Annotated in this window: 12 protein-coding genes; 3 read left to right on the top strand and 9 right to left on the bottom strand. The window is 65.8% G+C overall.

Going from position 1 to position 11,900, the window contains the following annotated elements:
- Window positions 1–229: 229 nt before the first annotated feature.
- The 3 genes from ttcA to AC1DT6_RS21145 all read right to left on the bottom strand — a co-directional run bounded on the left by ttcA (window position 230) and on the right by AC1DT6_RS21145 (window position 2,591).
- Window positions 230–1,162: a tRNA 2-thiocytidine(32) synthetase TtcA gene (gene ttcA, locus AC1DT6_RS21155; protein WP_045236154.1), complete on the bottom strand. Its 933-nt coding sequence runs from the start codon at window positions 1,160–1,162 to the stop codon at window positions 230–232.
- Between the two features lie 138 nt (window positions 1,163–1,300).
- Window positions 1,301–1,702 carry a dihydroneopterin aldolase gene (locus AC1DT6_RS21150; protein ID WP_035870426.1) on the bottom strand — a complete coding sequence of 134 codons (402 nt, stop codon included), beginning with the start codon at window positions 1,700–1,702 and terminating at the stop codon, window positions 1,301–1,303.
- A 61-nt stretch (window positions 1,703–1,763) separates the two neighbouring features.
- The gene (locus tag AC1DT6_RS21145) at window positions 1,764–2,591 is read right to left on the bottom strand and encodes an SDR family oxidoreductase (protein ID WP_477104705.1); all 828 of its coding nucleotides are present in this window, start codon (window positions 2,589–2,591) and stop codon (window positions 1,764–1,766) included.
- 15 nt (window positions 2,592–2,606) lie between these two features.
- Here AC1DT6_RS21145 and AC1DT6_RS21140 point away from each other — a divergent pair, with 15 nt between their 5' ends.
- Both AC1DT6_RS21140 and AC1DT6_RS21135 read left to right on the top strand, forming a co-directional pair.
- Complete coding sequence (locus AC1DT6_RS21140) at window positions 2,607–3,806, top strand: class I SAM-dependent methyltransferase (RefSeq protein ID WP_477114873.1); 1,200 nt, start codon at window positions 2,607–2,609, stop codon at window positions 3,804–3,806.
- Window positions 3,807–3,835: 29 nt separating this feature from the next.
- Window positions 3,836–4,030: a DUF2905 domain-containing protein gene (locus tag AC1DT6_RS21135; protein ID WP_035870430.1), complete on the top strand. Its 195-nt coding sequence runs from the start codon at window positions 3,836–3,838 to the stop codon at window positions 4,028–4,030.
- Between the two features lie 7 nt (window positions 4,031–4,037).
- Here AC1DT6_RS21135 and AC1DT6_RS21130 read toward each other — a convergent pair whose 3' ends face one another.
- The 4 genes from AC1DT6_RS21130 to AC1DT6_RS21115 all read right to left on the bottom strand — a co-directional run bounded on the left by AC1DT6_RS21130 (window position 4,038) and on the right by AC1DT6_RS21115 (window position 9,267).
- Complete coding sequence (locus AC1DT6_RS21130) at window positions 4,038–5,273, bottom strand: multifunctional CCA addition/repair protein (protein WP_477114872.1); 1,236 nt, start codon at window positions 5,271–5,273, stop codon at window positions 4,038–4,040.
- An 8-nt stretch (window positions 5,274–5,281) separates the two neighbouring features.
- Window positions 5,282–5,971, bottom strand: a complete 690-nt coding sequence (locus AC1DT6_RS21125; protein WP_441635700.1) for a glutathione S-transferase family protein — start codon at window positions 5,969–5,971, stop codon at window positions 5,282–5,284.
- A gap of 222 nt (window positions 5,972–6,193) precedes the next feature.
- Window positions 6,194–7,219, bottom strand: a complete 1,026-nt coding sequence (locus AC1DT6_RS21120) for a complex I NDUFA9 subunit family protein (protein WP_441635698.1) — start codon at window positions 7,217–7,219, stop codon at window positions 6,194–6,196.
- Window positions 7,220–7,314: 95 nt separating this feature from the next.
- Entirely contained in the window at window positions 7,315–9,267 is a 1,953-nt protein-coding gene (locus AC1DT6_RS21115) for a lytic transglycosylase domain-containing protein (protein ID WP_477114871.1), read from the bottom strand.
- A 96-nt stretch (window positions 9,268–9,363) separates the two neighbouring features.
- Here AC1DT6_RS21115 and AC1DT6_RS21110 point away from each other — a divergent pair, with 96 nt between their 5' ends.
- On the top strand, window positions 9,364–9,972 hold the full coding sequence (locus tag AC1DT6_RS21110) for a 5-formyltetrahydrofolate cyclo-ligase (protein WP_441635695.1): 609 nt from the start codon (window positions 9,364–9,366) through the stop codon (window positions 9,970–9,972).
- A 129-nt stretch (window positions 9,973–10,101) separates the two neighbouring features.
- On the opposite strand, the gene AC1DT6_RS21105 is transcribed toward AC1DT6_RS21110, so the two are convergent.
- A protein-coding gene (locus AC1DT6_RS21105) for an IS3 family transposase (RefSeq protein WP_477114870.1) occupies window positions 10,102–11,273 on the bottom strand; the annotation gives its coding sequence in 2 pieces (ribosomal slippage) (window positions 10,102–11,009 and window positions 11,009–11,273; 1,173 coding nt in all).
- A gap of 309 nt (window positions 11,274–11,582) precedes the next feature.
- Window positions 11,583–11,819: a hypothetical protein gene (locus AC1DT6_RS21100; protein WP_441635691.1), complete on the bottom strand. Its 237-nt coding sequence runs from the start codon at window positions 11,817–11,819 to the stop codon at window positions 11,583–11,585.
- Window positions 11,820–11,900 lie beyond the last annotated feature (81 nt).

Raw genomic sequence — 11,900 nt, 5'->3', positions numbered from 1 at the left:
ATGTTTGAGCATCGCCTTAAGGCGATGTGAGTTTGGCCCCCGGCCGCTCTTTTCACCTGCCGACGAGGAGGGKGTCGCCCCATCCGGCGCGCCTTTTTTGCCTACTTTTTTGGCAAGASAAAAAAGTAGGTCGCCKCCCCGAAGGGGWGGTGAAACTGCCTTTGACTTTAAGCCTTTGACGTTGACGTTAGGCAGTTGCAAGTTGCAAGTTGCAACCAACAACAAACCCTCACTCAACAACAGCCCCACCCACCACCCCCTTCTCAAACCGAACAAACTCCAACTTGTTCTCCTCCATCCCACCAGCAAAAACCAACGGCTGCTGCGAAAAGGTGGTCTCGCCAAACAGCGCAGCCTCATCCACCTTCGCCAACCCGGTAGCCAGCCCATTGAAGTCAAACAAATCCGTATCTGCCAGATGCGAAGGCACCACGCTACGCAGCGCGGCAAAGATATTGTCGGTGCGGCCTGGATTCTGCCGCTCCCACTCGACCAGCATCTCCTTGACCTTCTTGCGCTGCAGGTTCTCCTGCGAACCGCACAGATTGCACGGAATAATGGGGTACTCCATGGCGCGCGCGTAGGCGGCGATGTCCTTTTCCGGGCAGTAGGCCAGCGGACGGATCACGATATGCTGGCCGTCGTCGGTGGCCAGCTTGGGCGGCATCGCCTTCATCTTGCCGCCGAAGAACAGGTTCAGGAAAAAGGTCTGGATGATGTCGTCGCGGTGGTGGCCCAGCGCGATCTTGTTGGCGCCCAGTTCCTTGGCGGTGCGATAGATCACGCCACGGCGCAGCCGCGAGCACAGCGAGCAGGTAGTCTTGCCCTCGGGCACCTTCTCCTTGACGATGGAATAGGTATCCGCATCGACGATCACATATTCCACCCCCACCGATTTCAGGTAGGCGGGCAGGATATGCGCGGGGAAGCCCGGCTGCTTCTGGTCAAGGTTCATCGCGATCAGCTTGAACTTGACCGGCGCGCGCTTCTGCAGCGCCATCAGCACCGACAGCATGGTGTACGAGTCCTTGCCGCCAGACAGGCACACCAGCACCGTGTCGCCATCCTCGATCATCTTGAAATCGCCGATGGCACGGCCCGTCTGCGACTGGAGATAGGTCTCCAGGCGGAAGAAGTTCTTGGAATGCGTGGTGGCGGTCATGGCAATAAGGCGACGGGGCGACGGAGACAACAAGGAAAAGGCGAAGCGGCGCACAGTGCGGCAGTTGCATCACATGCAGGCTGCCGGGGCCGGACAACCGGGTATTTTACCGTGGCCGGCCTCCCCGCGCCGGCCGGCTTACTCGCTCTTGATATGGAAAACCTCGACGCCGACGGAATCGCAGTCCGGGTAGACGTCGGGCTTTTCGGTCGATACGCGCACGGCGCGCACCTTGGGGTGCTTGAGCATGGCGCGCGCCACGTCGTCGCACAGCGTTTCCTGCAGGTGGACGTGGCCTTGCGCCATGCGCTCGGCCACGGTGTTGCGCATGAAGTCATAGTCCACCACTTCCTGCAGCTTGTCGTCGTGCGGCGTGCTCTGGGCCAGCGGCACGAACAGGTCGATATTGATCAGCACGCGCTGCTCGCCTTTTTTCTCGAATTCGTGCACGCCGATATTGATCTGCACTTCGTAGTTGCGCAGGAACATGCGGCGGCAGTCCTGCAGGCTGGGGTGTGTGAGGGCGGCGAGCATGGTCATGATGGAGAGAGGGGAAAAAGTAGGAAAAGGCACGCGCGGTCTGGGACGCGCGCCGGGTACGTCATTCGGTCAGGAACATCACGTCGCGCGCGAGCGGCATCAGGTGCTGGCCGCCGTCGACGTAAAGCGTGGTGCCGGTCACGGCGCGCGCCTCGGCCAGGTAGGCCACGGCCTGCGCGATGTCCTCGGGAGTGGACGACTGGCCCAGCGGCGTCATGCGGTGGGCGCGCTTGAAGCCGGGGCTCGACTGGTCGCCTGAAACCATGGTGATGCCCGGCGCCACGCCCACCACGCGCAACTTCGGCGCCAGGGCCTGGGCCAGTTGTACCGTGGCGGTCTGCAGCGCCGCCTTGGACAGCGTGTATGACAGGAAATCCGGATTGAGGTTGTCCAGCTTCTGGTCGAGCAGGTTAATCACCACGCCGCGCTGCTTGTCCGACAGCGCCCGATGCATTTCGCGCGCCAGCAGCAGCGGCGCGGCCACATTGGTGCGCATATGCGTGTCGAGCGAGGCATAGGAAAAGCTGGTCGCCACGTCATATTGGAACAGCGAGGCATTGTTGACCAGGCAGGTCGGCACGCCCAGCGCTTCGCTGCAGGCAGCGATCAGTCTGGCGGTGGACGCCTCGTCGGCCAGGTCAGCCTGCAGCACCGCCGCCCGGCGGCCGCCGGCGCGGATCTGCCCGGCCAGCGTCTCGGCCTCGGCCAGCGAGCGGTGGCAGTGGACCGCCACGTCCCAGCCGCGGGCGGCCAGTTCCAGCGCGATCACGCGCCCGAGCCGGCGCGCGGCGCCGGTCACGAGCGCAACGCCGCGCGCGGGGGTAGCGGAGGCTGCGGCGGCGGTGGCGCCGGCAGGCGATGCGGAGTCAGGAGATTCGGAGGCTGGCATTGCTACAATCGCGGTATGCACAAAGGCGCTAGTTTACCCCTTCCCCCCGCGGACGCACTCTCGGCGTCCGCCGCGCTGACCGCGCACATCGGCCAGGCCATCGACGACGCAGGCGGCTGGCTTGGTTTCGACCGTTATATGGCGCTTGCGCTATATGCGCCCGGCCTGGGCTACTACAGCGGCGGCGCCGCCAAGTTCGGCCGCGACGCGCGCGACGGCAGCGACTTCATCACCGCCCCCGAACTGAGCCCGTTCTTCGCCCGTACGCTCGCACGCCAGTTCGCGCCGCTGCTGGCGCAGGGCCTGTCGCAGTTGCTGGAATTTGGCGCCGGCACCGGCCGGCTCGCCGCCGACCTGTTGCTCGCGCTGGAGCAGGAAGGCCAGTTGCCTGAGCGCTACGACATCGTCGAACTGTCCGGCGAGCTGCGCGCGCGCCAGCAGGCCACGCTGGCCGAACGCGCCCCGCACCTGGCGCCGCGCGTGAGCTGGCTGGATACGCTGCCCGGACATTTCGAAGGGATCGTCGTCGGCAATGAAGTGCTCGATGCCATGCCGGTGCGGCTGTTTGCCCGCAGCCATGGCCGCTGGCTGGAGCGCGGCGTAGCCCGCCGGGACGACGATGCCGGTGAAACGGACGCCGCCTTTGTCTTTTCCGACCGCCCGGTAGCAGCCGACGCCCTGCCCGAAGCGCTGCACGCCGTGCCCGGCGACCACGACATCGTCACCGAAACCCACGCCGAGGCGGAAGGCTTCATGCGGGCGGTGGGTACGATGCTGACGCGTGGCGCGGTATTCCTGATCGACTACGGTTTTCCCACTGCGGAGTATTACCATCCGCAGCGGGTCGGCGGCACGCTGATGTGCCACTACCGCCATCACGCCCACCCGGATCCCTTCCTCTACCCCGGCCTGCAGGACATCACCGCCCACGTCAACTTCAGCGGTATCGCCCACGCCGCCGCCGATGCCGGGCTGACCGTCGCCGGCTTCGCCTCGCAGGCGCGCTTCCTGATGAATGCCGGCATCACCGAGTTGCTGATGGCGCTGGACCCCAACGACACGCGCAATTTCCTGCCTGCGGCCAATGCGGTGCAAAAGCTGCTGTCCGAGGCCGAAATGGGCGAGCTGTTCAAGGTCATCGCGCTGACCCGCGACTTCGATGCGGCGCTGCCGCTGGCGGGATTCGCGCGCGGCGACCGCAGYCACGCGCTATAGTCCAGGCACCTCACCTCAGGCACGCCAACATGCTGCGCTGGACTTTCACCATCTTCCTGGCCGTCATCGTGCTATCGGCGGCGCTGCCGTGGCTGCAAAAGCTGGGGCTGGGCCGGTTGCCGGGGGACCTGCGGTTCCGGTTGTTCGGACGGGAGATTGTGTTGCCGTTTGCTTCGACGATCTTGTTGTCGATGGTGGCGTTGCTGGTAGGAAAGCTGCTGTAGCGGCCCCCTACTCTCCCAGCCGCGCCGCCACCGCCGCCACCCGCGCCGCATGCACGCGATCCTTGATCAGGCTGACGTTGTCAGCGCATTCCCGCGCCACCGCCCCCGCATCCACCGAAGCCGCCGCCTCCAGCGCCATCAATAACCGCGCCGTCTGCGGATACGCCCGGTCCTCGAACCCGAGCCGCCCGCGCGCATCGGCCTCGCATGCCTGCAGCGCCTGCGCAAAACGCCCCGGCTTGCGCAGCGCATCGCAACGCTCCAGCAGGCGCGTCAATGCCGCCGCGCCGAACGCCTCCGAACGATGGATATTGCCGTGCTCGCGCGCCACCACCACCGCCAGATCGCGGCAGTCGGTCGGCACGCGCAGGCGCTTGCAGACGGCTTCGAGCAATTCCACGCTGCGCTGCTCATGTCCGAGATGGCGCGGCAGCACATCATCCGGCGTAGTGCCCTTGCCCAGGTCATGCACCAGCGCGGCAAAGCGCACCGCCAGCGAGCCTCCCATCGCGGCGGCGGTATCCACGACCATCATCACGTGCACGCCGGTATCCACCTCGGGATGGTAATCGGCACGCTGCGGCACGCCCCACAGCCGGTCCAGCTCGGGCAGAAGGCGCGCCAGCGCGCCGCATTCGCGCAGCACCTCGAACATGCGCGAGGGCCGCGCCTCCATCAGGCCGCGCGCGAGTTCCTGCCAGACGCGCTCGGCCACCAGCGCGTCGACCTCGCCGGCCTCCACCATGCGCCGCATCAGCACCAGCGTCTCGGGCGCCACGGTGAAATCGATGAAACGCGCGGCAAAGCGCGCCACGCGCAGGATGCGCACCGGATCTTCGGCAAAGGCATCCGATACATGCCGGAACTGCCGCGCGGCAAGATCGCGCTGTCCGCCGTAGGGATCGATCACGGGGCCGGCGAGCGCGCCGCCGTCGTCCACCGCCTGCGCCATGGCGTTGATGGTGAGGTCGCGCCGCACCAGGTCGTCTTCCAGCGTCACGTCCGGCGAGCAGTAGAAAGCAAAGCCCTTGTAACCCGCCGCGGTCTTGCGCTCGGTGCGGGCGAGCGCGTACTCCTCCCTGGTCCGGGGATGGAGAAAGACCGGGAAATCCTTGCCCACCGGCTTGTAGCCGGCGGCTTCCATCTCGGCCGGGGTCGCGCCCACCACGACGTAGTCGCGGTCCTGGCTGGGCTGGCCCAGCAAGGCGTCGCGGATGGCACCGCCTACGGCATACACCTGCATGGACATGCTCAATGGTTGATCACGATCGCGTCGGCGCGATCGGGGGCCAGCCGGTAGGGCTCGTCGGACGCCAGGAAGTCGCGCTCTTCGCGCGCATCGGCGATCCAGGCCTGCATGGCCGGCAGCGCGAGAATGAAGTCCGCGTATTGCTTGGCGGCATCGGGCAGGTGGATGCCATAGGTGGCAAAGCGGCTGACCACCGGCGCGAAGTACGCATCGGCGATGGTGAAGGTGCCGAACAGGAACGGACCGTCGGCGGCATGGCGCGCGCGCAGCTCGGACCAGATCGTGGCGATGCGGCTGACATCGCGCTGTACCGCCACGTTCCAGCCGCGGCCCGGCAGCACCGCGGTGACGTTCATCGGCAACTGGCTGCGCAGGTTGACGAAACCCGAATGCATCTCGGCGCAGATCGAGCGCGCGTACGCCCGCTGCGCGCGGTCGGCAGGCCACAGTTGCTTCTCGGGGAAGGATTCGGCCAGGTATTCGGCAATCGACAGCGTATCCCACACGGTGATGTCGCCATCGACCAGCACCGGCACCTTGCCAGTGGGCGAGTGCTGCGCGACGGCTTCCTCAAACCCCGGCGCGAACAGGCGCACCTTGATTTCCTCGAAGGCGATGCCGGCATGCTGCATCAGCAACCAGGGGCGCAGCGACCAGGACGAGTAGTTCTTGTTGCCGATGACGAGCTTCATCGCGAAATCCTTGCAGGAAACATGGGGGAGAGTGAGGCCGGGGCAAACCGCCACGCGATGGGGCGGGCGGGACAACGCGCCGGCGAACGAACCATTGTAGCCAGCCGCGCCGAGCCCCTCAAAGCGAATTACGCTCGCAGCGATGTGAATCCAGGTCACAAGCGGGCAGCCTGGCCGGGTGCCTGATCAACCTGCGCCCGGCCGCGCCGGGCGGCTGATGGCTCAGCGATATACGCTACGCCGCAGAACCTGCATATAGCTCTCGTGCCCACGGCCCGCCAGCACGTCGGTCATCACCACTTCGAGCCCCACCGGCTGGCGCAGGCCAAGTTCGGGCGCGATAGCCCCGTGCATGACGCTGTCGAGCCGCATGGAGTCGAGGTTGTCGCGCGACATCACCGGCGCGCCCGGCAAATGTTCCAGCATGGCCGCCTGCACGCGCGCGAGCGCGTCAGGCAGGTGCAGGACCGGGCGCGGATGGCCGCTGGCGCGGCCGGCATAGCGCACCAGTTCCTCCAGCGTATAGACCTGCGGTCCCGCCAGGTCGTAGGCGCGGCCGATGGTAGCCGGCGCGGCCATGGCGTTGACGAAGGCCTGCGCCACGTCCTCCACGTACACCGGCTGAAATTTCGCCTGCGCGCAGGCCAGCGGCACCACCGGCGCCAGTTGCTGCATATGGGCGAAGAGATTGAGGAAATGATCGTCGGGGCCGAAGATCACGGACGGCCGGACGATGGTCCAGTCCAGGCCGCTGTCGCGCACGACGCGCTCGCCGTCGCCCTTGCTGCGCAGGTACATCGACGGGCCCGAGCTGTCGGCGCCCAGCGCGCTCATGTGCAACAGCCTGCGGACACCGGTGCGCCTGCAGGATTCCACGATGCGCCGCGGCACCTCCACATGCGCAAAGGCGAAAGCCTCGCCGTAGGGCTCGGCGCGTTCGCCGTGGAGAATCCCGATCAGGTTGACGACGATGCCCTCGGTGCCGAGCGTGCCGATGGCCGCGTCCAGCGCGACATCGTTTCTCACGTCCAGCCCGGTCACCTCCACCCGTGGCAGCAGCAGCAGGTGCTGCGCGTGCTCCGCGTCACGGGTGGCGACCACGATGCGTTCAGGGTCGAGGGGCGGCTCCACGACGGTGCCAGGCTCCAGCGGCGTGGCCGATGCGGTGGCAACGCCTGCCAGCCGGGCTACCAGATGACTGCCGACGAAGCCGGCCCCTCCGATCACTAGAACATTGCTGATCTGCATGGATTTCTCCGTGGCAAGGCATGACTGGCGCGTTCTCCAGGGCTGGTGAACGCACCGGCAACCGCATTGGCCGGCAGACCGCGCGCCCCTGAGGCTCAGGGCAGGCTGGTGGTGGTGACCTGCGACGGTGCCACCATGCCCAGGCGATCCTTGAGCGACTGCGGCCGGCCGCTCATCAATGCAGCATAGTACGTGGCGTTGGACAGCACGTTCTTGACGTAGGTCCGGGTCTCCGAAAAAGGAATGGTCTCGGCGAAGATCGCGCCCTCGACCTGGCGCTGCAGGCTGGAGCGCCAGCTCTTGGGTCGGCCGGGACCCGCGTTGTAGGCAGCCGATGCCAGCGTCCAGGAACTGTCCAGGTCGGTAAAGACCATGCTCATGTAGTTGGTGCCAAGCATGATGTTGACATTGGGATCGCTCATCATCGACGGCGAGAAGTCCGACATGCCGATCTTGCGTGCGACCCACTTGGCGGTGGCCGGCATCACCTGCATCAGCCCGTGGGCGCCCGCCGAGGAGCGCGCGTTCATGATGAAGCGCGATTCCTGGCGCACCAGGCCGTAGGCCCATGCCATGTCCAGGCCCACTTCGTCGGTGGCACGCTGCATGATGTCGCGGTACGGCATCAGGAAGCGCAGCGAGAAGTCGTGCTCGGCCTGGGTGCGGTCGGCGGTGTTGACTGCGCGGTCCAGCAGCTCGATGCGGCGGGCGTAGTCGGCGGCGGCCAGCAACTGGCGGTCAGTCATGCCGCGCAGCTCCCAGTTCCACTCGCGGTTGCCCTCGAAGCGCAGGTTGAGATCGTATAACTTCTGCGCCCGCAGGAAGCCCGGGCGGGTGCGCATGGCGTTGACCTCGGCATCGCTGACCTGGGTGCGGGCCGGCAGCACGATGCGATTGCCCAGTTCCTCGCTGGCCAGCTGGCCGTAGAAGCTGAACTGGCCGGCAATCGACTGGAACTGCTTCTCGGCCTCGGCGCCACGGTTGTCCGCCTTGAGCGCGCGGCCGTACCAGTAGGTCCAGGCCGGGTCCTTGGCGCGCAGTTCGGGGCGCATCAGTTCCACCGCCTGGCGCACCTGCTTCCAGTCGCCCTGGCGCAGCGCGGCGCGCACGCGCCACTCCTGGGTTTCGTCGGACAGCCACTGGTTGCCGCCCTGGTCGATCTGGCGGCGGTAGTAGCCGGCGGCTTCGGGCGCCAGCTTCTTGGCCGCGAACTGGCCGATCACGCCCCAGCCGGAGCCCTGCTCGTCGCGCGACAGGCTGCCGGCGTTGGCACTCAGGTAAGCCGCGGCCTGGGCGGGATCGTTGCGCGCCATCTTGACCACGGTGGCGAGCGTGTTGCTGTCGCCGCGCGTGTCAGGCGCGGTGGCGGCGATGCGCGCGGCCAGGGTCACATAGTTCTGCTCGAGCGCCTGGCGCGCCTGGAAAGCCACGTCGCTGGGCTCGATCTGGCGGCTTTGTGCCAGGTAGCCGATCAGGTCGACACAGCCTTCGCCGTAGTACCTCGGATCGCTCAGCGCGGCGCGTGCATCCGCCGCCACGTTCTGGCCCTTGAGCGCACGCGACAGCAGCGCATAGCATTCGACCTGCGTATCGTCCTTGAGCACGAACTGCGGGTATTCGACGTCGAAATTGGCCCAGTCGCGCTTCTTGCCCAGCACCAGCAGCCAGTCGTTGCGCATGCGGTCGGCAATGGCTTCGCCCTTGTAGCGCTGCAGGAAAGCGCGCACCTGGTCGTCGGGGGCGTCGATACGGGCCAGGCCGCTGGCGTCGAACATCTGCGGCTTGATGCGGAAGTACTCGACGTAGGACGAGATCGGGTAGTCCACCAGGGTGGCGGAGATGGCGTCGGCGCGGACCACGTCGTTCTTGCGGGCGGCTTCGCGCAGCGCCACGAAAGCGTCGTCGGGGTTGCTCGGGATGGTGAGCGACTGCGGTTGCTGTTGCGGCTGGGGCTTCTTCTGCGCAAATACCGGCGTGGCGAGCAGCGCGCACGCGATTGCCGCCAGGGCGGCCTTGGCCGCACGCTGCGGATATACTCCCTTCGGCATTCTTCTTCCTTGTTGTGACGGTCGGGCAAGCCCATTCGAGGGCGCTCGTCCGACCGTGCAATGTTTGGTCAACCGCAGACATTATCCCACGCAGCCATGCCAAGCGACGACGTTCGCGACCCCTCCGGCGAGCCCGGAAAGCCTGATCCCGGCGTGCAGCGAGCGGCGCTGCGCCGCCAGCTGCTGGCGCTGCGCGGCGCATTGCCACAGCGCAGCGCCGCAGATGCCGGCATCGAAGCCACGCTGAGCGCACTGCTGGAGCGCCTGCCCGTGCATCGCCTGGGCTTCTACTGGCCAATCCAGCAAGAGTTCGACGCCCGTGCCGTGGTCTCGCGCTGGCTGGCCAGCGCCCCCGGGCGGCAAGCGGCCCTGCCGGTGGTAAGCCGGCCGGGCTCGCCGCTGGATTTCCACCTGTGGGAGCCGGCTACGCCGATGATTGCCGGGCATTACGGCATTCCCGTGCCCGACGGCACGCCGCCCTTGCTGCCAGACGCCCTGCTGATTCCATGTGTCGGTTTCAGCGCGAATAAGTTCCGCCTGGGCTATGGGGGTGGGTTCTATGACCGCACGCTGGCGGCGCTGGCTGCCGGCGGGAACGCGCCGGTTGCGATCGGCATCGGGCATGAGGCCTGCCGGATTGCGTTGGAGCCGCAGGAGCATGATTTGCCGATGGATTGGGTGGTTAGTGAGGGGGGGGTGTTTTGAGGGATTGGGGATGTGTCTTATTGTGGGGGTGCTCGCGGTTTCTTTGAGCGGCGGTGGCTCTTGCGCCCAACGGGCCGTACGACATCCCCTGAGATTCCCCTTGTTTTTCGCCTTCCAAGGGTAAGGGAGTCAAGCCGCCATGTCCCGTGGGTGTTCCCAGTCCCGGAGGTACTGTGCCGGGGACACATAGCCGAGCGTGGAGTGTCGGCGGCTCCGATTGTAAAAGATCTCGATGTAGTCAAAGAGATCATCTTTGGCTTGCTCGTGCGTGGCGTAGCGCTGGCCATGCACCCGCTCGTTTTTCAGACTGTTGAAGAAGCTCTCGCTCGGGGCATTGTCCCAGCAGTTCCCTTTGCGACTCATCGAGCAGACCATGCCGTAATCCACCAGCTTGGCCTGGAAGGCCTGGCTAGCATACTGGCTGCCTCGGTCCGAGTGGTGAATCAATCCCGATGCGGGCTTGCGGCGGAACCAAGCCATCGCCAGCGCGTCTGTCACGATATCTGCCGTCATCCGGGGCCGAATCGACCAGCCAACCACTTCGCGGTTGAACAGGTCAAGCACGATGGCCAGATACAGCCAGCCTTCGTCGGTCCAGATGTAGGTCATGTCCGCCGTCCAAACCTGATTCGGCGCTGCGGGCGTGAAGTTGCGCTCCAGTCGGTTCGGCGCGATCGGCAGCGAGTGCCTGGAATTCGTCGTTGCCCGCCAGCGTCGCTTGTGCCGGGCACGAATGCCGTTCTCGCGCATCAGTCGCTCGACCCGTTCCTTGGAGGCTGGGAAGCCTCGCGCACGGATTTCCCGGAGCATGCGTGGCGATCCATATGCGCCTTTGAGTTGGGCATGGGTCGCGCGGATCAACGCCATCATTTGCGTATCGGTCAGGCGCTTGCGCGACGGTGTGCCGCCGCGCTTCCAGGCCCGATAGCCATTCACACTAACCGTCAGGACATTACAGAGAATCGCCAGCGGATAGGTGGCTCGTTCCCGCTCGATCCAGGCGTACTTCACAGAAGGTCCCTCGCGAAGTACGCCGCTGCCTTTTTTGCGATTTCAAGCTCCATCGCCAGGCGCTTGTTCTCCGCACGCAGGCGCGACAGTTCCATCTGTTCAGCAGTCACAGGCTTGGCACCGGCCCCATTGAGCTTGCCCGCCTCGGCGGCCTTGCGCCAGTTGCGCAGTGTCTGATCAGACACGCCCAATTCCGCAGCCAGTTCTCCTGTCGTCTTCCCGGCACGCAGTTGCCTGACGGCCTGTTCCTTGAACTCCGCAGTGAATTCCTGTTTCGGTATCTTTCGCATTTCGCTTCCTTCCAACTGGTTGAGGTTATACCTCACCTCTTGGAAGGCGAAATTTCGGGGGAAGCTCACCCCCTGTGGGGTTGGTCGCAGTTTCTTTGATCGGCGATGGTTATTGCACCCAAGTGCGTACGACATCCCCCTGCGGGGGACGCCGGTCACTCTTCTTTGCTTCGGCAAAGAAGACTAACGAGAAGAAAGCCGACCCTGCCGGGGGCAGAGCAATAAGGCTGATGGGCCTCGGTGGTTTCGTCGTACGGCCCTGAGTGTTGGCTGGCGTGCCTCACCGGCTTGAAGGACATCGCCACTGCATTACCCATTGGTCACGTGGTGGGGCCCCCAACCTCGGGCGCGGTGACCATTCGGCCATCTGCCGTTCGCGGTGCCGAGCGCCACGACGCTGCCCGCCTTGGTGGTTTCGTGGTTTTGTCTCTGGCGGCGGGCGCCCTGCCATTTGATGCCCTGCCGTACCGGCGCGAGCGGCACCTTGCTCTCAATGCCCTTGGTTTCGTGGTGGTGGCCCGGTTCGCGAGGGTCACGCTCGAACATCACCGCGCCTGCTCTCCGAGACAAAACCACGAAACCAGCCACACCCGAAACGGCGCAGCCCCTCGCACCGCGAACGGCAGA

The organism is Cupriavidus sp. 01L45, assembly GCF_056399885.1.
The sequence above is the reverse complement of the archived record's forward strand: the minus strand, read 5'-3'. Positions and strand labels throughout refer to the sequence as shown.